21 protein-coding genes and 1 pseudogene are annotated in these 22,143 nt (G+C 70.9%); 15 read left to right on the top strand and 7 right to left on the bottom strand.

The genetic code is table 11. The annotated features are described in order from the left end of the window. Positions 1 to 179: 179 nt before the first annotated feature. Positions 180 to 890 carry a hypothetical protein gene (locus tag KVT44_RS43465; protein ID WP_217573489.1) on the bottom strand — a complete coding sequence of 237 codons (711 nt, stop codon included), beginning with the start codon at positions 888 to 890 and terminating at the stop codon, positions 180 to 182. 250 nt (positions 891 to 1,140) lie between these two features. Between KVT44_RS43465 and KVT44_RS43460 the strand changes: the two genes are divergently transcribed. Both KVT44_RS43460 and KVT44_RS43455 read left to right on the top strand, forming a co-directional pair. Further along, positions 1,141 to 1,680 carry a hypothetical protein gene (locus tag KVT44_RS43460; protein WP_217573487.1) on the top strand — a complete coding sequence of 180 codons (540 nt, stop codon included), beginning with the start codon at positions 1,141 to 1,143 and terminating at the stop codon, positions 1,678 to 1,680. Between the two features lie 582 nt (positions 1,681 to 2,262). Next, a complete protein-coding gene (locus KVT44_RS43455) occupies positions 2,263 to 2,688 on the top strand; it encodes a hypothetical protein (protein WP_217573485.1) in 426 nt (141 codons plus the stop codon). On the opposite strand, the pseudogene KVT44_RS43450 reads toward KVT44_RS43455, so the two are convergent. The 3 genes and pseudogenes from KVT44_RS43450 to KVT44_RS43440 all read right to left on the bottom strand — a co-directional run. Beyond that, positions 2,667 to 2,899 (bottom strand): annotated as a pseudogene (locus KVT44_RS43450) (IS5/IS1182 family transposase); the annotation flags it as partial. The gene KVT44_RS43455 and the pseudogene KVT44_RS43450 overlap by 22 nt on opposite strands. Before the next feature lie 67 nt (positions 2,900 to 2,966). Then, a complete protein-coding gene (locus tag KVT44_RS43445) occupies positions 2,967 to 3,272 on the bottom strand; it encodes a hypothetical protein (RefSeq protein WP_217573483.1) in 306 nt (101 codons plus the stop codon). A 138-nt stretch (positions 3,273 to 3,410) separates the two neighbouring features. Continuing rightward, the gene (locus KVT44_RS43440) at positions 3,411 to 4,334 is read right to left on the bottom strand and encodes an SDR family NAD(P)-dependent oxidoreductase (RefSeq protein ID WP_217573481.1); all 924 of its coding nucleotides are present in this window, start codon (positions 4,332 to 4,334) and stop codon (positions 3,411 to 3,413) included. A 132-nt stretch (positions 4,335 to 4,466) separates the two neighbouring features. Here KVT44_RS43440 and KVT44_RS43435 point away from each other — a divergent pair, with 132 nt between their 5' ends. Beyond that, positions 4,467 to 5,354 (top strand): helix-turn-helix transcriptional regulator, encoded by an 888-nt coding sequence (locus tag KVT44_RS43435; protein ID WP_217573480.1) that lies wholly within the window; start codon positions 4,467 to 4,469, stop codon positions 5,352 to 5,354. A 119-nt stretch (positions 5,355 to 5,473) separates the two neighbouring features. Here KVT44_RS43435 and msrA read toward each other — a convergent pair whose 3' ends face one another. After that, the gene (gene msrA / locus KVT44_RS43430) at positions 5,474 to 5,986 is read right to left on the bottom strand and encodes a peptide-methionine (S)-S-oxide reductase MsrA (RefSeq protein WP_075029982.1); all 513 of its coding nucleotides are present in this window, start codon (positions 5,984 to 5,986) and stop codon (positions 5,474 to 5,476) included. A gap of 357 nt (positions 5,987 to 6,343) precedes the next feature. Here msrA and KVT44_RS43425 point away from each other — a divergent pair, with 357 nt between their 5' ends. From KVT44_RS43425 to KVT44_RS43370, 12 genes are all read left to right on the top strand, one after another. Next, positions 6,344 to 8,455 carry a glycoside hydrolase family 27 protein gene (locus KVT44_RS43425; protein ID WP_217573479.1) on the top strand — a complete coding sequence of 704 codons (2,112 nt, stop codon included), beginning with the start codon at positions 6,344 to 6,346 and terminating at the stop codon, positions 8,453 to 8,455. A 186-nt stretch (positions 8,456 to 8,641) separates the two neighbouring features. Then, the gene (locus KVT44_RS43420) at positions 8,642 to 9,934 is read left to right on the top strand and encodes an ABC transporter substrate-binding protein (RefSeq protein WP_190173550.1); all 1,293 of its coding nucleotides are present in this window, start codon (positions 8,642 to 8,644) and stop codon (positions 9,932 to 9,934) included. A 2-nt stretch (positions 9,935 to 9,936) separates the two neighbouring features. Further along, positions 9,937 to 10,836: a carbohydrate ABC transporter permease gene (locus tag KVT44_RS43415; protein WP_060897308.1), complete on the top strand. Its 900-nt coding sequence runs from the start codon at positions 9,937 to 9,939 to the stop codon at positions 10,834 to 10,836. Continuing rightward, positions 10,833 to 11,756 (top strand): carbohydrate ABC transporter permease, encoded by a 924-nt coding sequence (locus KVT44_RS43410; protein WP_217573478.1) that lies wholly within the window; start codon positions 10,833 to 10,835, stop codon positions 11,754 to 11,756. The genes KVT44_RS43415 and KVT44_RS43410 overlap by 4 nt, the downstream gene beginning before the upstream one ends. After that, positions 11,753 to 13,864 (top strand): alpha-galactosidase, encoded by a 2,112-nt coding sequence (locus KVT44_RS43405; protein ID WP_217573477.1) that lies wholly within the window; start codon positions 11,753 to 11,755, stop codon positions 13,862 to 13,864. Before KVT44_RS43410 ends, KVT44_RS43405 begins: the two co-directional genes overlap by 4 nt. 76 nt (positions 13,865 to 13,940) lie before the next feature. Next, complete coding sequence (locus KVT44_RS43400; protein ID WP_217573476.1) at positions 13,941 to 14,699, top strand: SDR family NAD(P)-dependent oxidoreductase; 759 nt, start codon at positions 13,941 to 13,943, stop codon at positions 14,697 to 14,699. A gap of 49 nt (positions 14,700 to 14,748) precedes the next feature. Then, the gene (locus KVT44_RS43395; RefSeq protein WP_217573475.1) at positions 14,749 to 15,510 is read left to right on the top strand and encodes a FadR/GntR family transcriptional regulator; all 762 of its coding nucleotides are present in this window, start codon (positions 14,749 to 14,751) and stop codon (positions 15,508 to 15,510) included. Then, a complete protein-coding gene (dgoD, locus tag KVT44_RS43390; RefSeq protein WP_217573474.1) occupies positions 15,507 to 16,652 on the top strand; it encodes a galactonate dehydratase in 1,146 nt (381 codons plus the stop codon). The genes KVT44_RS43395 and dgoD overlap by 4 nt, the downstream gene beginning before the upstream one ends. After that, entirely contained in the window at positions 16,646 to 17,443 is a 798-nt protein-coding gene (locus KVT44_RS43385; RefSeq protein WP_217573473.1) for a hypothetical protein, read from the top strand. Before dgoD ends, KVT44_RS43385 begins: the two co-directional genes overlap by 7 nt. 26 nt (positions 17,444 to 17,469) lie before the next feature. Further along, positions 17,470 to 18,105 carry a bifunctional 4-hydroxy-2-oxoglutarate aldolase/2-dehydro-3-deoxy-phosphogluconate aldolase gene (locus tag KVT44_RS43380; RefSeq protein WP_097227093.1) on the top strand — a complete coding sequence of 212 codons (636 nt, stop codon included), beginning with the start codon at positions 17,470 to 17,472 and terminating at the stop codon, positions 18,103 to 18,105. Then, entirely contained in the window at positions 18,102 to 19,007 is a 906-nt protein-coding gene (locus KVT44_RS43375; protein WP_217573471.1) for an SMP-30/gluconolactonase/LRE family protein, read from the top strand. Before KVT44_RS43380 ends, KVT44_RS43375 begins: the two co-directional genes overlap by 4 nt. A gap of 10 nt (positions 19,008 to 19,017) precedes the next feature. Continuing rightward, positions 19,018 to 20,001, top strand: coding sequence for a sugar kinase (locus KVT44_RS43370; protein ID WP_217573469.1), 984 nt, complete (start codon positions 19,018 to 19,020; stop codon positions 19,999 to 20,001). Positions 20,002 to 20,043: 42 nt separating this feature from the next. Here KVT44_RS43370 and KVT44_RS43365 read toward each other — a convergent pair whose 3' ends face one another. Both KVT44_RS43365 and KVT44_RS43360 read right to left on the bottom strand, forming a co-directional pair. Continuing rightward, the gene (locus KVT44_RS43365; protein ID WP_217573467.1) at positions 20,044 to 21,297 is read right to left on the bottom strand and encodes a low temperature requirement protein A; all 1,254 of its coding nucleotides are present in this window, start codon (positions 21,295 to 21,297) and stop codon (positions 20,044 to 20,046) included. 17 nt (positions 21,298 to 21,314) lie between these two features. Then, on the bottom strand, positions 21,315 to 22,143 hold an 829-nt coding region (locus tag KVT44_RS43360), incomplete at its 5' end, for an SDR family NAD(P)-dependent oxidoreductase (RefSeq protein ID WP_217573465.1).

The raw sequence follows: 22,143 nt of genomic DNA, 5'->3' as shown, positions 1-22,143 counted from the left end.
GCCGTCCGCTTGGGAGCGCATCTGCCCGGTGTTGCGATCTGGGCGCAGGGCCAGGTCGCACTGGAGCCCCCGGCCGCGGGTGGTCGTGCAGCCCCGAGCTCAAGGAACGCTGGCGCGCACTCAACGCGTCACGCTCAGCCCGAGCCGGATTGGCGACATAGCGCGGGCTGCCCTTGTCTTCAACGGCAATTGGAAATGATCTTCAGTGAGAAAACGTCAGTGGCCGGCTCATAAGGAACCCGGTTCCCCCGAGCGTGGATTTCACTCCTGTTTTCTAGAGTGGTGGCCGTGGCTTCAAGGGAATCGGCCAGAGCGGGGAAGACAAGCTTTGGAAGCGCCGCCTCCGCGAAGTACATCACCGGAGCCGGAGCCGGAGCCGGTGCCGATCCCGCGCCGGTGTCGAGGAAATACCCGTAGGGGGCGTCGGACCTCTGGGTAAAGGGAACCCACTCGGGCTGCCGGTTCGACCCACCGGCGAGGAGGTCCCGGTAGACGCCCGCGACCTGACGAAAGTGGAGGAAGACGTTGTTACCGGGCAGGAAAACCGAATCCGGGTGCGGTTGATAGAGGCGTCCCTCCAACACGTCCTTAGCGGTACTGCCGGTGTTGAGCTGCAGCCGCACCCGATGCTCGGCGGGAACCGCCGTGGCCATTTCCTCCTCAGCCGCAGCGATCATGCCCTGCTCGACGCCAGGATTAATTGCTTCAGCATGGCGCGGCGCGTTCTCCCTCCGGGGCCTCAAGTGCACGGTTGCCAGAGCCACATCAATGGCACTCCCCGTGATCACGAACCCGCAGGTGTCGTTGCCTCTCCATACTTCCGCCAACCTTCGGCCAATGGCCAAAAATAGGCAGGTCGGCAGCTTCGCCCATGGCGTGACGTGCACCACTCAACTCACCCCGGGATCGGGACTACGGGTAACTGGGCGGTCGGACGATTGCCTGATTCTTCCCCTCGAGAGAGGAAGGTCCACGCGCATAGGGTCACAGTGGAACAACAGCATCCGTTTTCTCGCAGAAATCCACGTAGACAGCAGGAGGAGCGATCTGATTGGCTCTCGCTGCTGTTATTCGCTTCGCCCATCCATGTTTCTTGAGTTTCTTGGGCGGCTACTTGAATGGTTTCCAGAGGGGGATCTCATGACCGTGCGAAGCCGGCACGCAGCAAGAATCGTCTTTTCAGCGGCTGCAGCCACCCTGGGCATACTCGTCCTGACTGCTCCGCAGGTCGCGGCAGCCGACCGGCCGGTTCCCAGCATTTCGGCCAAGGCCGACAAGAACGCCAGGGCAATTGCAGCGGAGAATCCCGTTGCAGTCGTAGCCGCCGCGACTGTCTGTGGTACGGGATACAACCTCTACAAGGCCGAGCAGTTGCCCGATGCCTCGCGCCTGGGGACTCTCTTCGTCTACGTCAAGGGATCCAACCCCGCGAGTAATGACGCTCCTACGTGCGCCATCTTCGACAACAACACGAGTGGCGCGAAGTGGATGAAGCTCAAGCTCTGCTCGAACTACACGGCAGAGGGCTGTGCGAGTGACGAGGGCAACTTCAGCCAGTACGCAGGACCTGTCTACCGCGCCCACGGCGGTTGCGGCACGGTCACCGCACTGATGAAGAACAGCTCAAGCTCAAGCACATACCTCGTCAACGCTGTTCGAGACTCGACGAACTGCAACTAGGCAGCGCTGTACGCGCCGCAAGCTCAGGATTCCATGCCGTCTCACGGCATGGAATCCCGGGCGCACGACTGGTCTCAGCTGAGCTCTTCACCTTTCAGCGGCGCCTTTGAGAGGCAACCGGAGGCTGCTACTGGAAGGTGATCGGGATGGGTAATAGCATGCAGGCTTTGCGTTCAAATGCCTGATGAAGCCCCTCTCGCCGTAGAAGGCGCCCTCTCCGTCCGCCGCCCCCTGACGGCTTCCGCGATGAGGCCACATTCGTCGGCGTCGCGGAGCGACCGTACACGTGGACCTATAGGGGTGCGCTCCCCGCGCTCGTGCCTGAACACACGAACAAACCTGACCTGATGCGGGGCGGCGTGTCCACCGCCATCGTCAACCTGGTGACTGGGCATGTGACAAAGCTGCCGTTCACGGCGTCGCCGGCCTACTTCGCCCCATCGTGCAACACGGCAACGCGCACAGCCGCGTTCACCGTTTTCCGGGACGTGAACGATCGCGCGAGCACACATGCGCGTGGTCACGGTGAATTTGGCTGGGAAGATCACAGGCACGAAGGGTGAGATCACCGGCGCGGTTCCAGTGAAGGACGGCACAGTCGCCGCACTCGGCAGCCGCCTTGTCCACCTCGACCACTTCGGCAAGGTGAAGAACCTCGCGGACCCAGACAGTGCCCGGTTCGGCATCCGGGCCGCCGCCGACGGCAAGGTCGCGTTCGTCGACCGCAAGAACGACGCCGCGGTCAACGCCAAGCTGTTCACCGGCAGCGGCAAGTCGACGGCCATCGCCTCGGGCAGACGCTGCGATCTCAACCTCATACAGGGCGAGGCGGGCAAGATCTCCCTCACCGGCCACCCCATGGGCACCCCCGCCACCGCGGGAACCGGCGTCACCCGCGTCAACGCCCCGCACGACACCGATGTCTCCTTCCACGGCCGCCTCGCGGTCGACCCGGTCCTCACCTCTGGTATGCGCGCCGGCCTGTTGATCTGGCGTCGCCGCAGATAGCGACGGTTTCGGCGCGACGAATCGTGATGACGAAAGCCGATGGGTGAAGTCCGCCCTCACTTGCCAAGTGGATCTTGCAGGTCAGCCCTCCTCTTGATCGGCCCAAGGCTTCGTCGGGCAGATGCCGGACTGGCGTCCTGCGTCGGCCGAGGACTCGCGGCGGCCGTGACCGAGTGCCTGCCACGTGCTGATGGGCCCGGCAGGAGTAGGAGCCGTGGTCGTGTGGACCAGCAGCACGTCGCGCTCGATGGCCGTGGGGATTCCCATGTCGAGTACCTTCAGCGGTCGACCGGCCGGAGGGATCGGAGGGGCGGGGCGGCTGGTCGCCGGGACCACGCTGGGCAGGTGACACTCCGCTCGAGCACCTCAGAGGGACCACCTCCGCCCGTGCTGCGCAAGGCGTCGGCGAAGTGGTGCATGCCCTTCTCCATGGGCAGGTGTACGTGGTCGGCGGACTCCGGGGTGGTGTCGCCGCTGAGGGTGCGCAGCGCAGCGCTGTCGCCGCTGCTGGCGTTGATCACGTCCATCAGCGCGGGCAGGCCGACCTGCCCTGCCAGACTGAGGACCACCTCGACGTTCTTCATGCCCCGCGCCGACCGGGCCAATCAGCGTGACGGTGTCGCTGAGCGGTCCGTGGCTGTCCAGTACATCCAGGCTTCTGCCATGGGGCCGTCCTGGTCCCCGGGACCGATGAAATCGACCCGGGTCTGGCTTGATGCCGGTCAGCGGACGATGTCGCTCGCCAGTTCCCACAGGCGCTCGGCGTTCGCCGGGTCCAGTGCGTAGGGGGCCACACCGGGGACGCCCAGCCGGGTGGGCCGAGCGTGGACGAGAGGGGCCTCGTTGACGTCCTCGAAGTAGCGGCCGCCGATGCCTTCGACCAGCGGGGAAGCGGCGAGGAACACGGTGGTCGCGGCGCCCTGCTCGATCGTCTTGCGGTAGGGCTCAGGGGTCCGCAGGCCTCCGGTGTGCCGCTGGAGGTTGGTGGCGATCGCACCGGGGTGCAGGGAGTTGGCCGTGATGCCGTCGCCCGACCAGCGGCGCTGCGCCTCGACGGCCAGGAGGATGGCGGCGGTCTTGGACTGGCCGTAGGCGACGAGCGCGTCGTACGGGCGGAAGCGGAAGTCGATGTCGTCGAAGACGACGGGAGAGAAGAGATGGCCGCTGGAGGAGACCGAGACCAGGCGCGCTCCGTCGCCTTCGGCGAGGGCCCGGTGCAGCCCCAGGGTCAGGGCGAAGTGCCCCAGGTAGTTGGTGGCGAACTGCTGCTCGTGGCCGCCGATGCCCCGCTCGAGGTCCGGCGGCATCATGATGCCGGCGTTGTTGATCAGGATGTGCAGCGGACCCTGCCAGCCGGCGGTGAACGACCGCACCGATTCCAGGTCGGCCACGTCCAGGCGGGCGACGTGGATCGCGTCGTTCCCGGTGGCCTTGCGCAGGTCGGCCGCGACCTGCTCGCCGGCTTCCGGACGGCGCACGGCGAGCGTGACCTCGGCACCGTTGGCCGCCAGAGCGCGGGCGGTCTCGACTCCGATGCCCGAGCCCGCGCCCGTGACGATCGCCCGCCTGCCTGACAGGTCGACGCCTTCGATCACCTCCGAGGCGGTGCTGTCGCGGCCGAGCGGGGTCGTGAAGAGCTGGGACATGTGATGCATTCCTCCGGTCGTTCGAACTGCGCCGTCATACTGCGCCGAAGGCTGTGGGGCGAACCAGGACGGGGTGAGACTGGGACTGACAGGGCCACCCATGAACCCGGAACGCGTTCGTACGCTGGAAACATGACAGCCACCGGAGACGCCAACGCACTGGGCCGGTATCTGCGCGCCCGCAGGGAACTGGTCCAGCCCGATGAGGCCTGGGATCAGGGCAACCGGCGTGTCCCGGGGCTGCGCCGCGAGGAGGTCGCGTTCCTCGCGGGCATCAGCTCCGATTACTACAACCGCTTGGAGCAGGGCCGCGACAGGAACCCCTCGGAGCAGGTCCTGCGCAGCATCGCCCGCGCCCTGCGGCTGGACGAGGAGGCGACGACGTACCTGCTGGAGATCGCCACACACAAGAGCCCGCGGCGCAAGCGGCCCCGCAGGCCGGAGCAGGTCGGTGACGGCCTGCGGACGCTCATCGACTCCTGGCCACTGACCCCGGCGTACATCCACGGCACATACATGGACGTCCTGGCCGCCAACAGCCTCGCCATCGCGCTCTCACCGTTCAACGCGCCGGGGCGCAACGGCATTCTGGCCGCGTTCCTGGAGCCGGAGATGAGGGAACTCCATCAGGACTGGGAAGACATGACCGCCCGGGTCGTTCCGTACCTGCGCTCGGTTGTTGGCGCGGACATTGAAGACCCGCGCCTCGTCGAGATCGTCGGAGAGCTCTCCCTGCGCAGCGAGCGCTTCCGCACGCTCTGGGCCCGGCAGGACGTCAAGCACAAGACCACCGGCACCAGCCTGCTGCATCACCCCGAGGCCGGCCCTCTGGAACTGCACTACGAAAAGCTGCTGGTCCCGGGCACCGGCGGGCAGACGCTGGTCACCTACCACGCACTGCCGGGCAGCGCCTCCGAAGAACGCCTGCGTCTGCTCGCCAGCATGCACGCCCCTGACCACGTCGGCGGTACACGGCCGATCGGTGACCCGACCCGAACGCCAGGACGCGCCATGCCTTGACGTGCTTCCAGGGGGTCGGCGACCGGTCCGGTCGCCGACGCCCTCGCCGTACTTCCTCACGCTGGATGAGCTGGTTGCCGCCTCGCGCGGTCAGCTCTCCGCGTCAGCCCTCCGCGTGGTCAGCCCTCCGCGCGGGCGGGCAGCCGCCATCCCGGGCGCGGGAAGTGGCAGGTGTAGCCATCGGGGTAACGCTCCAGGTAGTCCTGGTGCTCGGGCTCGGCCTCCCAGAAGGGGCCGACCGGCTCGACCTCGGTGACGACCTTGCCCGGCCACAGTCCGGAGGCGTCCACATCCGCGATGGTGTCCTCGGCGATCCGCTTCTGCTCGTCGTCCACGTAGTAGATCGCCGAGCGGTAGCTGAGACCGATGTCGTTGCCTTGGCGGTTCTTGGTGCTCGGGTCGTGGATCTGGAAGAAGAACTCCAAGATCGCGCGGAAGTCGGTCTTCTCGGGGTCGAAGAGGATCTCAATGGCCTCCGCGTGGGTGCCGTGGTTACGGTACGTCGCGTTCGGCACGTCACCCCCGGTGTATCCGACCCGGGTCGCTGTCACGCCCGGGAGCCGGCGGATCAGGTCCTCCATCCCCCAGAAGCATCCGCCCGCCAGTACGGCCCTCTGCGTCTGCGCTGCCATTTCGGCCCCTCCAATGTCTGTCGCCTCGGTCACTCGGGCTGCTCGGCTCGCACACCGGCGGCATCCCATGCCCTCTGGCTTCATCAGCGCGTGAGGGTTCCAAACAATTCCGCGCCGGCCCGCCCCGCCGGCGCTCAGCCGGGGGTGGGGCACCGCCGCAGCCTGCGGAAACCGTCCGGGGGCGGCGCCTACGTCACCGCGAGATCCCGTTTTTAAGTTAATTAGCAATTAATATTGACAGGCCTGAGGGGTCTGGGCACAGTTTCCGCCGTGGCACCGACGCCCAGGCACGACCGGAGCGGGGTGCCCCGTACCCCCAACTCTCGGGAGAATTCAGTGGCTTCGCATCGTGCAGGGATGGCGCGACCGCGGCGGACCGCGGTGGTGCTCGGTGCCGTGGTGCTGGTCGGGTCGGCGGTTCCGGCGGCACACGCCGCGGACGACCAGGGCGCGCCGCAGTACTACGACAGCGGTCTCGCCTCCACGCCGTACATGGGATGGAACACCTACTACGGGCTCGGCGCCCCGACGGAGGACCAGGTCAGGAAGGTCGCCGACCACCTCGTCAGCAGCGGGCTGCGCGACAGCGGATACAACATCGTCTGGCTGGACGGCGGTTGGCAGGCGGAGCAGCCGCGCGATCCGCAGACGGGCCGGCTCGTGGCCAACCCCACCCGCTTCCCCTCCGGCATCCCCGCGCTGGTGACATACCTTCACAAGCGGGGCCTCAAGGTCGGCATCTACACCGACGCGGGTGAGTACGACGGCGGGAAGTGGTGCGGCCTGGGCAGCCGCGGTCACTACGAGCAGGACGCCCGCCAGTTCGCCGGGTGGAAGGTCGACGCCATCAAGGTGGACTTCCTCTGCGGCATCGGCGCGGGGCTCGATCCGGGCCCGGCCTTCAAGGAGTTCAGCGACGCCGTCGCCAAGTCCGGGCGGAAGATGCTGCTCAACCTGTGCAACCCGCTCACCGACGACTGGGGCATGCCGCACACCCCGGAACAGGACGCGCACAACACCTTCGTCTACGGTCCGACGGCAGCCGACTCCTGGCGCACCGGCACCGACATCGCCTGGGGCACCCCGACCGCGGGGGAGTGGCCGAACATCCTGCGCAACATGGATGCCAACGCCTGGCACCCCGAGGCCCAGGGACCCGGGCACTGGAACGACCCCGACTACCTCATCCCGATGCGCAAGCTCGCCGAGGGTGGCTACGAACTGACGGAGGAGGAGTCCACCACTCAGTTCGTGATGTGGGCCGAGATGGCCTCGCCGCTCATGCTCGGCAGTGACCCGCGCACCCTGGCGCAGTCGATGATCGACACCCTGCGCAACCCCGAGATCATCGCCGTCGACCAGGACCCGCTGGGCATCCAGGGCGCCCGCGTGGCGACCGACCCGGTCGGCGACGTCTACAGCAAGGTGCTGCAGGGCGCGGGCAAGCGGGCGGTCGTCCTGCTGAACCGTTCCGACCAGGCGCAGGACCGCACAGTGACCTTCGCGGACGCCGGCCTCGCGGGCAAGGTCGCGGTGCGCGACCTGCGGGCCCGTGCCTCGCGCGGCACCTTCACCGGCTCGTACACGGTGCGCGTCCCCGCGCACGGCACGGCCTTCCTCAAGCTGACCGGCACCGACGAGGCCCCCGGCACGCAGCTTCCCGGCCGCTCGTCGGCGAGCCCGGCCCTGGTGCGCGACGGTGACACGCTCACCGTCTTCACCCGCGGCACGGACGGCGCGCTGCGCGCGCAGACCGCGCGCGGTGGCGACTGGGCCACGTCCCGGACCACCGATCTGGGTGGCCCGACGCGCGGCCGCATCCTGGGCCAGCCCGCGGCGTACGCCTCGGCCGGGGGACGGATCGACGTCTTCGTGCGCGGCACCGACGACACCGCCTACCGGCGCGTGTACGCGAACGGGCACTGGGGGCGCTGGCAGAACCTCGGCGGGACGCTGACGGACGCGCCGACCGCGGCCTTCGCGGGACCGGACGACTGGACCCTGTTCGTGCGCGGTGCGGACGGCAATGTGTGGTCGCGCGGCCCGGCCTCCGGTTGGACCTCGCTCGGCGCCCCGCAGGGCCGGCCGTTCTACGGACGTCCGTCGGCCGTCGTCGACGACGCCGGACGGCTGCACGTGGCCGTGCGCACCCCCGACGACTCGGTGTGGTCGCGTACCCGCGACACCTCCGGCACCTGGTCGGACTGGACGGCCCTCGGCGGCACGACCAGTGGCAGCCCGACCTTGGTGGCCTCCGGCGGCACCGTCCACCTGTACGCGCGGGCCGGGGACTACACGCTCTGGACGCGCAGTTGGACCGCCGACGGCGGCTGGGCCGGCTGGAGCAAGGACACCGACTTCGTCAGCGGTGCCTTCGACGGCGCGCTCGGTGCCGTCGCCGGGCAGGACGGCGGCGTACTGGCCGCCTACCGCGGGGTGGACGACCGCGTCCACCAGACCGAGCTCTGAGCTCCGCGCGCTCGCTTTGATGTGCCTCCGGGCTTTGTTCGGCCCGGAGGCACACTCTCCGAGAAATAAATTAGTAATTAATCTTGACGGTGTCCGGACCCCTGCGACAGGCTGTGCCTGCCGCAGGCAGAGCCGGGCCGTCAGGGGGCCTCAGCTCCGTTCCGTGGGCACTTAGGGAGTACATAGATGACCGCCTTGAACGCCAACCGCCGCAGATTCCTCGTAGGAGCCGGCGCAGTCGGTGCCGGCGCGCTGCTCAGCAGCTGCGTCACCCAGAGCCCGTCCGCCTCCGGAGGAAAGTCCGGCGGCCCGGTGACCCTGCAGTCCAACCTCTCCTCTCCGCAGGCCAAGACCGCGATGCAGGCGATCGTCGCCGCCTTCGACAAGCGCGGCGACGCCAGGGCGCAGCTCAACACCGTCGCGTCCGAGACCTTCCGCACCCAGCTGCCGACCTACCTCACGTCGGCCAACCCGCCGGACGCCTACACCTGGTACCCCGGCTCCGTGGCCGAGTCGTACGCCAAGAAGGACCTGCTCCTCGGTCTCGACGACATATGGGAGAAGCCCGAACTCGCCGGCTACTCGGACGCGCTGAAGAAGCTGTGCACCTCGGCCTCCAGCGGCAAGAAGGTCTTCGTGCCCACCAGCTACTACTGGTGGGGCGTGTTCTACCGGAAGTCGAACTTCGCCAAGTGGGGCGTCAAGGAGCCCAAGACCTGGGACGAGTTCCTCGACCTGTGCGACAAGCTCAAGAGCAAGGGCGTCGCCCCGATCGGCCTCGGCGCCGGCGGTGACACACCCTGGGTCGCCTCCACCTGGTTCGACTACCTCAACATCCGCATCAATGGCGCCGCGTACCACCGCGAACTCCTGGCGGGCAAGCACCGCTTCGACGACCCCGAGGTCCGCAAGGTCTTCGACAAGTGGGACGAGGCCCGCCCGTTCTTCGACCCCAACGGCACGGCCATCCCCTTCCAGGACGCCACGACCTCCCTCCTCCAGGGCCGCACCGGCATGATGCTCATCGGTACCTTCTTCGCCGACGCCGCCCCCAAGGACGCCCTGGGCGACCTGGACTTCTTCCAGTTCCCCATCATCGACCCGAAGGTGCCGGTCGCCGAAGAGGCGCCCACGGACGGCTACTTCGCCAGCGCCCGTACCAAGCGCGCCGACGGCGTCAAGGAACTGCTGCGCTACCTGGCCTCCGCCGAGGCGCAGGAGCTGTACCTCAAGAACTCCTCCGGCACCGCGCTGCCCACGCACCCGGACGCCAAGGACGCTGGCACCCCGCTGGTTCTCAAGGGCCGCAAACTCATCGAAAGCGCCACCGACGTGACGCAGTTCTTCAACCGGGACTCCAGCGACGCGCTCCAGCCGACCGCTGATACGGCGCTCGTGCACTACCTGGCCAAGCCCAAGGAGATCGGCTCCATCCTCACCACGTGGCAGCGCAGCGCACAGAAGATCTGGAGCCAGTGACAATGGCTTTGATCGGCTCCACACGACGGTCCAGGGCCACGCGGGTGCCCCCGGTGGTCCTGGCCTTCGTCCTCGTCCCGCTGCTCGTCGAGGCGTTCTGGGTCTTCTGGCCGGCCCTCCAGGGCTTCTACCTCTCCCTGACCTCTTGGGACGGTCTGTCGGCCCCGAAGTTCGTCGGCCTCGGCAACTTCAGCGAGATGGTGCACGACGAGGTCTTCCGCACCGCCGCGATCAACACGGTGCTGTGGCTGCTGCTCTTCGGCGGGCTGTCCGCCGCCCTCGGGCTCGGTGCCGCGCTGCTGCTCCAGCAGGAGCGGCGCGGCATCGGGTTCTACCGGGCGGCGCTCTTCCTGCCGGTGGTCTTCTCACTGGTCGCGACCGCGCTGGTGTGGCAGGCCATGTACCAGCCGGACGGCCTGATCAACAATGTGCTGGGAGCCATCGGTCTGGGTGGCTGGAAGCACGCCTGGCTCGCCGACCAGGACACCGCCTTCTACGCGGTGATCGTGCCCGCGCTGTGGCGCCAGGTCGGCTACGTGATGGTGCTGTACCTGGCCGGCCTCAAGGGCATCGACCCCGTGCTGTACGAGGCGGCGAAGGTCGACGGCGCCACCCGCCTGCAGCAGTTCCGGCACATCACCCTGCCACAGCTGCGCAGCGTCAACGCGGTCGTCCTTTCGGTGATCGTCATCGACTCGCTGCGCTCGTTCGACGTGGTGTGGGCGCTCACCCGCGGCGGCCCGTACCACTCCTCCGAACTGCTGAGCACCTACATGTACTCCACCGCGTTCCAGTCGCTGCGTCTGGGATACGGCTCCGCACTCGCCGTCGTCATCTTCGTGCTGGCCTTCGGCGTCATCGCGAGCTACCTCGTGCGCGCCTTCCGGGAGGCCGACTCATGACCGCCACCCACGCCACCACGGACCTCAAGGACGCCGAGGGCCCGGCAGGCCGGGTCGGCCTCACCAAGGTCCAGGCGCCCCGCCGCCCCGCCCTGAGCGGCCGCGCCCTGCGCACCGCCGGCTTCCACCTCTCCGCGGGCCTGCTGTCCGCGCTGTGGCTGCTGCCGATCGCCCTCGTCCTGGTCACCAGCACCCGGACGTTCGACGACATCGCCGCGCACGGCGTCGGCAGTTGGCCGCACTCGTTCACCTTCGACAGCTTCCGGCAGGCGTGGGTGGACGGCGGCCAGCAGCGCGCCCTCATCAACAGCATGCTGGTCACCATCCCCACCGTGCTGCTCTCGCTCGGCCTCGCCTCCATGGCGGCCTTCGCGCTCAGCCGCTACGACCTGCGCTTCCGGCGTGTCCTGCTGCTGCTCATGCTCGGCGGCAACCTGCTGCCCCCGCAGATCCTGCTGATCCCGGTCTCCAAGCTCAGCGAACTGCTCGGCATCTACGACCAGTTGTACGCCCTGATCGGCGTGCAGGTCGGCTTCGGCGTCGGCTTCTACGTCTTCGTCCTGCACGGCTTCATGCGGGCGATCCCCGGCGAGATCCAGCAGGCCGCCGTCATCGACGGCGCGAACCCGTGGCAGATCTACTGGCGGGTCATCCTGCCGCTGGCCCGCCCGGCGCTGGCCGCGCTGACCGCCCTGTCGTTCACCTGGATCTTCAACGACCTGCTGTGGGCCATCACGGTGCTGCGCACCGACACCCAGATGCCCATCACCGCCTCCCTCATCGGGCTGCAGGGCCAGTACGTGTCCATGTGGAACGTGATCGCGGCCGGCTCGGTGATCGCCGCCGCCCCGACGGTGGCCGTCTTCCTCCGCTTCCAGCGCCACTTCGTGGCCGGACTGAACCTCGGAGCCGTCAAGTGACCGTGCACGACCGGTGGCTGCTGCGCACCGACACCACCACCTACGCGGTCACCCTCGGCGGCGACGACCGCTGGGCCGAACTCGCCGCCTGGGGGCCGCACGGTGTCGAGGACGGGCCGTCACCCATGGACTGGTCGCGGCGCACCCACTTCATCGTCCCCGCCGACGCCGCCCCGGCCGAGTACATCCCGTACGGGCTACGGCCGTTCACCGGCGCCGACCTGGTCGCCTCCCACCCCGGCGGCGACCGCGGCAGCTGGTGGCGATTCACCGGCGCCACGCAGGACGGCGACCGGGCGCTGCGCCTGGAGTTCGCCGACGACGTCCTCGGACTGCGCACGACGCTCCGGTACGAGACGGTGCCCGGCACGGACGTCGTCCTGCGCTGGACGGAACTGACCTGCACCGGCGAGACCGACGTACGCCTGGAGCGCTTCGACTCCGCCGCCGTCAATGTGCCCGTCCAGGGTGGCGCGCGGCTGACGTACCTGGCCGGACAGTGGTCGCAGGAGTTCCAGCTGAAGCACGTGGAGCTGGAGCGCGGCCGCTTCGAGATGGAGAGCACCCAGGGCTCGGCAGGGCACGCGTACCACCCCTGGCTCGCGGTCCAGGACGCCGCCGCCCCCGCCGAGGGCGCCACCCCCACGTACGGCATCGCCCTGGAGTGGTCCGGCAACTGGCGGATCACCGCCGACGCCGAGCCCGGCGGCGCCGTACGGGTACGCGCCGGCCGCGTGCCCCATGAGGGCGCGGTCCGCCTCGCCCCCGGCGCCACCCTCGTCACACCCCGGCTGGCCTGCGCCTTCAGCCCGGACGGGCTCGACGGGCTGGCCCGCGTGTGGCACCGCTACGAGCGGCACCTCAGCGGCGAGCGCATCGACCGGCCGCGCAAGGTCCTCTACAACTCGTGGGAGGCGACCGGCTTCGACGTCGACGCCGCCGGGCAGCTGGAGCTCGCCAAGACGGCCGCGGACCTGGGCGCCGAACTCTTCGTCGTCGACGACGGCTGGTTCACCGGACGCCCCGACGACACCGGCGGCCTCGGCGACTGGGACCCGGACCCGGCCGAATTCCCCGGCGGGTTCGACCGGTTCGTCGAGGACGTCCGCGCCCTCGGCATGGACTTCGGCCTGTGGGTGGAGCCCGAGGGCATCAGCCCCCGCTCCAGGCTCTACGCGGAGCACCCCGAGTGGGTGTACCGGATCGAGGGCCGGCCCGCGACGCTCGTACGCAACCAGCTCCTGCTCGACCTCGGCCGCGAGGACGTCCAGGACTTCGTCATCGGCACCCTCGACCGGCTGCTCGGCTCGTACGCCATCAGCTACCTCAAGTGGGACATGAACCGGCCGCCCACCGAGCGCGGCCGCCCCGGCCACCCGGCCGGTCCCGACCCCGAGCTCCAGGACCTCGACGCCGCCCACGTCGCCGGCTACCTGCGCGTCCTGGACCACCTGCGCACCGCCCACCCGCACGTCACCGTCGAGGGCTGCGCCGGCGGCGGCGCCCGCGTCGAGCACGCCACCCTCGCCCGCACCGACGTGATGTGGCCCAGCGACAACACCGCGCCCATGGACCGGCTGCGCATCCAGTACGGCTATCTCCACGCGCACGCCCCGCACACCATGAGCTCCTGGGTCACCGACGCCCCCGGCGTCTTCGACCCACGCCCCCGCTCCCTCGCCTTCCGGTTCGTCAACTCCATCGCCGGAGTCCTGGGCATCGGCGCCGACATACGCCACTGGACGCCGCAGCAGCGCGCCGAGGCCACCGAGTGGATCGCCCGCTACAAGGAGATCCGCGACATCGTCCACCACGGCGAGGTGAGCCTGCTCGGCAGCCCCGCCGACCCGACCTGCGGCATCCAGTACGAGGAACCGGGCGGCGCCCGCCTGGTGGTGACGGCCTGGAACACCGGCCCGCTCGACGGCGCGCCCCTGGTGCCCGGCCGGCCCGCCCGGCTCCGACTGCGCGGCCTGAGGCCGGACGCCGGCTACATCGACACCGCGACCGGCACCCGCTACAGCGGCGCGTACCTGCTCCACTCGGGGCTGCCGTTCGCCTGGACCGCCGGACACGACGCGGAGCTGACCGTGCTGGCCCGGCAGTGACGACAACGGAAGAATTCGCACCACCTCTCGAACAACTGCACCCCACCTCCCTCTCGAACAGGAGACGACCCACCTCATGAACCCAGCCGCCCGCTTCACCAACCGCGTCGCCGTCGTCACCGGCGCCGCGTCGGGCATCGGCGCGGCCACCGCGGCACGCCTCGCCGCGGAGGGCGCGGCCGTCGTCCTGGTCGACATCGCCGCCGAACGCGGCGAGGAAGCCGCCGAGCGGCTGCGCAAGGACGGCGCCCGGACCCTCTTCGTCGCCGCCGACGTCGCGAGCGAGGACGACTGGCAGCGGGTGATCACCGCCGCCCACAGCTTCGGGCCCGTGGGCGTCCTGGTCAGCAACGCGTACACAGTGGCGGTCGCACCGGCCCACGAGACCAGCCTCGCCTCGTGGGAACGGCAGCTCTCGGTCAACCTCACCGGCGCCTTCCTGGGAGTCAAGGCGACACTGCCCGACCTGCGCGAGCACCAGGGGGCCGTGGTACTCGTCTCCTCCGTCCACGCCCACCGCGGGATCCCCGGCCACCCGGCGTACGCGGCGAGCAAGGGAGCGCTGCTGTCGCTGTGCGGTCAGCTCGCCGTCGAGTACGGCCCCGGGGTACGCGTCAACGCCGTACTGCCGGGACCGATCCTGACCGCCGCCTGGGACCGGGTCCCGCAGGCCGAACGCGAGCTCAGCGTCGCCGAGACCGCGGCCCGCCGCTTCGGCACCCCCGAGGAGGTCGCCGCCGCCGTCGCCTTCCTCGCCGCCGACGAAGCCTCCTACATCACCGGATCGAGCCTGCTCGTGGACGGCGGCTGGAGCGTCAGTAAGGCCTCCGCGTGACGGGACCGACCGCTCCAGCCACCGACCGACCAGCAAGAAAGGCAAACACATGACGCCATACGCGCGCCGCGGAGTGCACGGCCAGACCGTGGAGACCCTTGCCCGCCGGGTGCTCAGCGGCGAGATCCCCGAGGGAGCGACGCTCGACATGGCGGCCCTGCAGAGCGAACTGGACGTCAGCCTGACCGCCCTGCGCGAATCGCTCAAGGTGCTCGCGGCCAAGGGCATGGTCGACGCCCGGCAGAAGCGCGGCACGTTCGTGCGGCCCCGCTCCGACTGGAACCTGCTCGACGCCGACGTACTGCGCTGGCAGTTCTCCGAGAGCAACGGCACCGGCGCCGACCCCGCGCTGCTCCGCAACCTCGGCGAGGTCCGCGGGATCATCGAACCCGCCGCCGTGCGGCTGGCCGCGGCCCGCCACACCGACGCCGACCTCGAGGCGTTGGAGGCGGCACTGACCGCGATGGGCCAGGAGGGCGGCGCGAGCGACGCCGTCGAGGCCGACCTCGCCTTCCACCGGGCGCTGCTCGCGGCCACCCACAACGAACTGCTGGAACGCATGGAGATGGTCATCGAGTCGGGCCTGGCCCAGCGCGACCGCCTCGTGCACAGCGCCCCCCACAGCGAGGACCCGGTCCCCAGCCACCGAGCCGTGCTCGACGCCGTGCGCGCCCGGGACCCCGACGGCGCGGAACACGCCATGCGCGCCCTGCTCGACCAGGCGACGCGCGACCTCGACAAACTCAGCGGTCCGTCCGCGTCCGAGGGCACGGACGGCTCCACCGACGAGAAGGACGGCCAGGCACAGTGAAGATCGCGCGCGTCGAGACCTTTCTCGTCCCGCCCCGGTGGCTGTTCTGCCGCATCGAGACCGACGACGGCGTCGTCGGCTGGGGCGAGCCGGTGGTGGAGGGCCGGGCCGAGGTGGTCCGGTCGGCCGTCGAGGTGCTGGCGGAGTACCTGGTGGGCCAGGACCCGCTGCGCATCCAGGACCACTGGCAGGTGCTGACCAAGGGCGGTTTCTACCGGGGCGGCCCGGTCCTCTCCAGTGCCGTCGCCGGCATCGACCAGGCCCTGTGGGACATCGCGGGCCGCGCCCTCGGGGTGCCGGTGCACACCCTGCTCGGCGGCCCGGTCCGCGACACCGTCCGGGTGTACGCCTGGGTCGGCGGCGACGAACCCGCGCGGCTCAAGGAGGAGGTCACCGCCCAGGTGGAGGCCGGCTTCACCGCCGTCAAGATGAACGCCGCCGGGCGCACCCCGCCGATCGGCAGTCCCGCCGAGACGGCTGCCGTCGTCGAGCGTGTGGCGGCCGCCCGCGAGGCCCTGGGCCCGCACCGCGACGTCGCCGTCGACTTCCACGGCCGCTTCAGCGCCGCCAACGCGAGGCGCGTACTCCACGAGATGGCCCCGTTGCACCCGCTGTTCGTCGAGGAACCCGTCCTGCCCGAGCAGGCACACCTGCTGCCCGGCCTGGTCGCCGCCTCGTCCGTGCCGCTGGCCACCGGCGAACGGCTCTACGGGCGGGCCGACTTCCTCCCGGTGCTGACCGCGGGCGTCGCCGTGGCCCAGCCGGACCTGTCGCACGCCGGAGGGATATCGGAGGTCACCCGGATCGCCTCGCTCGCCGAGACCTTCGGGGCCCACCTGGCGCCGCACTGCCCGCTCGGTCCCATCGCGCTGGCCGCCAGCCTCCAGGTCGCCTTCGCCACGCCCAACTTCCTGATCCAGGAGCAGAGTCGGGGCATCCACTACAACAAGGACGCCGACCTGCTGTCCTACCTGGTCGACACCGAGCCCTTCCGCTTCGTCGACGGCCAGGCGCACCGCACCGGACTGCCCGGACTCGGCATCGCCGTCGACGAGGACGCGGTCCGCGCCGCCGACCGGTCCGGCCACGCCTGGCGCAATCCCGTATGGCGGCACGTCGACGGCTCCTTCGCCGAATGGTGAGCGCCACGCGGTTGCCCGTCCGTGTCGCCACCGACCCGGACCACGGCGGACGCTGGACGTCGCTGACCGCCGGTGGCCGCGAGTGGCTGTGGCACCGCGACGAGCCCCGCCGCCGCGTGGTCCGGCCCGGTGACCCATTCGCCGACGCAGGCGGCCTGGAGGAGTGCGTGCCCACCGTGCGCGGGCTGCCCGACCACGGGGACGCCTGGTCGCGGCCCTGGCGAAGGGCGGGGGAGGAGGACGTCGCGGAGTGCCCCGGCTTCCGCCTGACCCGGCGCATCGGCGAGCGAGGGGACGCGGTCGTCGCCGACTACAGGCTCGCCGCCGAGCCCGGCTACCGCTTCGTGTGGGCCGCCCACGCCCTGCTTGACCTCTCCCCGGCCGCCCGGATCGATGTCGTCGCACCGGCGGTGACCCGGCTCTACCCGGACGAGGGCGACCGCTGGGTCGCCGGCAACTGGCCCAGCGTCGACGGCGTACCGCTGGACCGGCTCGGCCCGGACGACGGGAGCGCCGTCGGAGCGGTCGTCCTCACCTCCCGGGTGTCCGTGCACGACGGCGCCGACACGCTGCACCTGTCCGTCGAGGCCGACGGGCAGCCCGTCGCGGTCGCCCTCTGGCGCAACCTCGGCGGCTTCCCCCAAGGCGCGCCGTACCGCTCGATCGGCGTCGAGCCGATGCTCGGCCGCGTCTTCGACCGCGCCGCGGCGGACGACGGCGACACCGCCGTCGTGCCGCCGGCCGGTGAGGTCACCTGGCGGCTCACCGTCACCGCGACCCGCCGCACCTGAACCGCCGTCACCAGAAGGGATCTCGGATGAACCTGCTCGCCGCGCTGCGCGCCCACCGGCTCCTCGCCATCGTCCGCGGCAGCGACCCGGACGCCGCGCTGACCACCGTGCTCACCCTCGCCGAGGAGGGCGTCACCCTCATCGAGGTCTCCCTCTCCGGGCGCGACGCGCTCGACGTCATCGCGCGGGCCCGCACCGCGCTCGGCCCCGACGCGACGCTCGGCGCCGGAACCGTGCTCAGCTCCGACGACGCCCGGGCCGCCCAGAAGGCCGGCGCCGCCTTCCTCGTCACCCCGGGGGTCAGCGACGGCATCGCCACCGGGCGGGAACTCGAACTCCCCGTGCTCGCCGGCGTGATGACGCCCACCGACATCCTCCAGGCACAGCGGCTCGGAGCCGACGCCCTGAAGCTCTTCCCGGCAGGCAGCGCCGGGGGCCCCGGATATCTGCGGGACCTGCGCGGACCCTTCCCGGACCTGCCCTTCGTACCCGTCGGGGGAGTGGACGCGGCGGCAGCCGCCGACTACCTGCGCGAGGGAGCCATAGCCGTCGGCGTCGGATCGCCCCTGATCGGCGACGCCGCCGAGGGCGGCGACCTCACCGCCCTGCGTGAGCGCGCCCGCGCCTTCCTGGACGTCGTCCGCGCGGACGCCCGCCCGTGAGCGCCCCCGCGGTCCTGGGGACCGACCGCCTCGAACTGGGCGAGGGCATCCGCTGGACGGACGGCCGCGCCGTGCTGACCGACATCCTCACCGGCCGGCTGCTCGCGCTTCCCGACGGATCCGACGCGCCGCTCGCCCCGATCACCCGACTGCCCTGCCCGCTGGGCGCCGTGGCACCGGTGGAGGGGCACCCCGGCCACTGGATCGCGGCGGCGGGTCCCGGCATCTGCCGCATCGACCCCGCGGGCCGCGTCGACTGGATCGCGCGCCCCGAGGAGGGCGCACCCGTGCCGATGCGGATGAACGACGGCGTCGCCGACCCGCACGGCCGCTTCTGGGCGGGCAGCATGGCGTACGAGGCCACCCAGGACGCGGGCTCCCTCTACCGCCTGGACCGCGACGGCCGCGTCACCCGCGTCCTGCGGGACGTCACGATCCCCAACGGCCCGGCCTTCAGCGCCGACGGCACCGTCATGTACCTCGCCGACAGCGCCCGGGGCGTCATCCGCCGCTATCCGGTCGACCCCGTGAGCGGCGACCCGGGCACGCCCGAACCCTTCGTCACCCTCGGCTCCGGCAGCCCCGACGGCATGACCACCGACATCGAGGGCTGCCTGTGGACCGCCGTCTGGGGCACCGGGCAGGTCCACCGCTACCGCCCCGACGGGAGCCTCGACCGGATCGTCGACCTGCCCGCCGGGCAGCCCGCGGGACTCTGCCTCGGCGGCCCCGACGGCCGTACGCTCCTCGTCACCAGCGCGCACATCGGCCTGGCCGCCCCCGGTCCCCTCGACGGCGCCGTCTTCGCGGTCCGGGTGGACGTCCCCGGCGCCCCGGCCGCCCCGTACCGCCCTGCGGTCCCGTCCACCCCGGCTCCGGCGGACCGCGCCGGCACTCTCTAGGAAGCCCACCATGAGTACCCACCGTCCACTGCGCCCCGGCCCCGTGGTCTGCGTCGGCGAGACCATGGCCGCCCTCACCCCCGACCCCCTCGGGCCGTTGGACGGCGCCGACCTGCTGCGCGTCGACATCGCGGGCGCCGAGTCGAACGTCGCCCTCTACCTCGCCGACCACGGCATTCCCGCCCGCTGGGTCTCCGCGGTCGGCGACGACCCCTTCGGCCGCCGCGTCCGCGCCCGAATCGCCGCGGGCGGCGTCGACGTGAGCGGCGTCCGCACCGACCCGCAGCGGCCCACCGGACTGCTACTCAAGGACCCAGGCCCGGGCGGGCACGGCACCCGCGTCCACTACCACCGCGCCGGATCCGCCGCCTCGGCCCTCACTCCCGACGTGCTCGACGATCCGGCGGTGGCGGGCGCCGCGCTCGTCCACCTCAGCGGCATCACCCCCGCCCTGTCGCCCGGCTGCCGCGCCCTCGTCGAACGCGCACTGCGCCCCGACCGCCCGTGGCCCGTCAGCTTCGACGTCAACCACCGCCCCGCGCTGTGGGACGGCCGCTCCGCCGCCGACGTGCTGCGGCGGCTCGCAGACCGGGCCGACATCGTGCTCGTCGGCCTCGACGAGGCCCAAGCCCTGTGGGGGGACGGGATCACCGACGCCGAACGGGTCCGCGATCTCCTGTCCGGCCCGCGCGTCCTCGTCGTGAAGGACGGGGACCGCGCCGCCACCGCCTTCGTGGGGGCCGCTGCCCACAGCGTGCCCGCCCTGACCGTGCGCGTCGCCGAGCCGGTCGGCGCCGGCGACGCCTTCGCCGCCGGATTCCTCAGCGGCCTGCTGCGGCAGCTGCCCGTGGACCGCGCCCTGCGGCTGGGCCATCTGACCGCGGCCTCGGCCCTGAGGGTCGCCGCAGACCACGGCCCGCTGCCGGACCCCGCCCTCGTCGCGGCCCTCCTGGACGCCGACGAGGAGACCTGGCGGGCCGCCGTCATCGACTGATCCCTCCGGACAGGACCGTCCGGGGTGCTTCGAGTGCAGGGCTCAGCGCCGGTTGTCGTCCTGATGCTCCGCCGCCGACACTTCCTCGGCGGCGGATTCCCCTTCGTGGGACAGACGGTATGCCACGGCGAGACACCAGGGGACACCGAGGAGGACGACGAGCGCGAGGCCCAGAACGAGGGGAGCCGGACGTGCCGCACCGACTCCCACACACATGACGGCCACGACGACGCAGGTGCGGGCCAGCGGCCGGTAGAGCCCGCGGTCCAGGTGCCAGACGCGCAGGGAGGTCGCGAGCACCATCGTCGCGCAGAGCACGACGGCCGCGCCGCCGCAGAGCACCCAGGCCGTGGCGGTGGGGGTTCGACTGTCGTGGGCGTGCTCGACGAGGCCGACCATGGCGGCGCCCATGGCGGCCACCGCGGCCGTGAGCGGCATGTGAACCAGCATCCACTGCACGGTGCTCGCGCGGGTCGGCCTCGGCCGCCGGTGCCCGGCGAAGTCGAAGTACGTCCACCAGGCACCGAAGCCGACGACGACGGCGACGAGCCCGACGGCGAGGGTGAGTGCGTTGGTCGGCTCGTGGGCCAGTCCGTCGACGACGCCGGTCACGGTCTCGCCGAGCACGATGATGATGAACAGCCCGAACCGTTCGGTGAGCGCGTCGGTCACGCTGAGCGCGACCGCCTGTACCGGGGTGGCCGTACCGATCATGGCAGCGAATCCCGCCAGGTAGGCGACGGCCAGAAGGCCCCACGTCAGCACACGGGTCTCTGCGGGGAGGGCGGCGCTTGCGGCCAGGACGAGCGCGCAGGCTGCCGTCCCGGTCACGAACAACCTGCTGGGGCGGCGGAATTCGGGGCTGTCGCCGCGTGCGGCGAGCAGCCACAGCATCGCCAGGACCGCGAACAGCACCCCCGCGGTCACGGCGAACGCGACTCCGCGTGCGCCGCCTGCCTCGGGGATGAACGCGCCCAGCGGGACGAGTACGAGGATCTGCAGCAGGAACATGCTCCGGCCGCGGGCATCCTCGTGGCCGTGCAGTTCGTGGTGGAGGGTGCCGTTGAACCAGGCGATCCACACCAGCGCGAACACCGCGGCGAACTCGCCCAGACCGTGCCAGTCGAGGTCCCCGGCCAAGTGGTGGGCGGCCTGGGCGACCAGCACCACCACGACCAGGTCGTAGAACAGTTCGAGCGGGCCGACCACGCGCTCGCGCGGCTGCTCGCCATGGGCGCGCGGAGGCTGCCACAGTTGTCGGCGCAGCCGGGTCCACTGCTCGTGTCGTGAGGTCATGTCGGCAGCGTAGAGCTCTAGCGGACGAGGGCTTCGGACACGGTCCACAGTCGGGCGGCGTTCTCCGGGTCGAGGGCGTACGGCGCGACGCCGGCGACGGCACCGGCTCGTTCGGTGACTGTCTGGGCCTGTGCGCAGTCGTCGAAGTAGCGGCCGGTGATGCCCTCCACCGAGGGTGAGGCGGCCAGCAGCACCGAGGTCGCGGCGCCCTGCTCCACGGTCTTCTGCGGGGGCAGTGCGAGTTCGCCCGAGGCGATGAAGTCGGCCACCTGCTGCATGTCCATGTGCCGGGCCAGGGAGGTGTCGGCGATGTTGCCCGGCATGAGGGCGTTGGCGGTGATGCCGTCGTCGGTCCATCGCTCGGCGGCACCGACGGCGAACAGGACGTTGGCGGTCTTCGACTGCCCGTAGGAGGTCCAGGGGTCGTAGGGGCGGTAGCGGTAGTCGAGGTCGTCGAAGACGACGGGGGAGAAGAGGTGGCCGATCGAGGCGACCGAGACGATCCGGGCGCCGTCCGCCGCCGCGAGTGCCGGGTGGAGGCCGACGGCGAGCGCGAAGTGGCCCAGGTGATTGACGGCGAACTGCAATTCCCGGCCGTCAGGCGTGCGGGTGAGTTCCGGCGGGGCCATCACTCCGGCGTTGTTGACCAGGATGTGCAACGGGCCCGTCCAGTCGGCCACGAACGCCGCGACCGTCGACCGGTCGGCCAGGTCGAGCCGCCCCACCGTCAACTGTCCCGACTTGGGCGGCAGTTCAGCCTCCAGGCGCACTACTACGCGGGCACCCGCGTCGGTGTCCCGTACGGCCAGGGCGACGTCGGCGCCCGCCGCGGCGAGCGCCCGGGCC

Source organism: Streptomyces sp. GbtcB7, from assembly GCF_019091445.1.
Lineage (GTDB): Bacteria > Actinomycetota > Actinomycetes > Streptomycetales > Streptomycetaceae > Streptomyces > Streptomyces mirabilis.
This window is presented reverse-complemented; position numbering and strand designations above follow the sequence as displayed.

Bases quoted from the DNA above. Each gene is read 5' to 3' on its own strand.
- KVT44_RS43370 (WP_217573469.1), top strand. From the start codon at position 19,018: ATGAGTACCCACCGTCCACTGCGCCCCGGCCCCGTGGTCTGCGTCGGC.
- KVT44_RS43440 (WP_217573481.1), bottom strand. From the start codon at position 4,334: ATGTCCCAGCTCTTCACGACCCCGCTCGGCCGCGACAGCACCGCCTCG.
- KVT44_RS43420 (WP_190173550.1), top strand. From the start codon at position 8,642: ATGACCGCCTTGAACGCCAACCGCCGCAGATTCCTCGTAGGAGCCGGC.
- KVT44_RS43400 (WP_217573476.1), top strand. From the start codon at position 13,941: ATGAACCCAGCCGCCCGCTTCACCAACCGCGTCGCCGTCGTCACCGGC.
- KVT44_RS43395 (WP_217573475.1), top strand. From the start codon at position 14,749: ATGACGCCATACGCGCGCCGCGGAGTGCACGGCCAGACCGTGGAGACC.
- msrA (WP_075029982.1), bottom strand. From the start codon at position 5,986: ATGGCAGCGCAGACGCAGAGGGCCGTACTGGCGGGCGGATGCTTCTGG.
- KVT44_RS43445 (WP_217573483.1), bottom strand. From the start codon at position 3,272: ATGAAGAACGTCGAGGTGGTCCTCAGTCTGGCAGGGCAGGTCGGCCTG.
- KVT44_RS43435 (WP_217573480.1), top strand. From the start codon at position 4,467: ATGACAGCCACCGGAGACGCCAACGCACTGGGCCGGTATCTGCGCGCC.
- KVT44_RS43415 (WP_060897308.1), top strand. From the start codon at position 9,937: ATGGCTTTGATCGGCTCCACACGACGGTCCAGGGCCACGCGGGTGCCC.
- KVT44_RS43380 (WP_097227093.1), top strand. From the start codon at position 17,470: ATGAACCTGCTCGCCGCGCTGCGCGCCCACCGGCTCCTCGCCATCGTC.
- KVT44_RS43410 (WP_217573478.1), top strand. From the start codon at position 10,833: ATGACCGCCACCCACGCCACCACGGACCTCAAGGACGCCGAGGGCCCG.
- KVT44_RS43365 (WP_217573467.1), bottom strand. From the start codon at position 21,297: ATGACCTCACGACACGAGCAGTGGACCCGGCTGCGCCGACAACTGTGG.
- KVT44_RS43460 (WP_217573487.1), top strand. From the start codon at position 1,141: ATGACCGTGCGAAGCCGGCACGCAGCAAGAATCGTCTTTTCAGCGGCT.
- KVT44_RS43425 (WP_217573479.1), top strand. From the start codon at position 6,344: ATGGCGCGACCGCGGCGGACCGCGGTGGTGCTCGGTGCCGTGGTGCTG.
- KVT44_RS43385 (WP_217573473.1), top strand. From the start codon at position 16,646: ATGGTGAGCGCCACGCGGTTGCCCGTCCGTGTCGCCACCGACCCGGAC.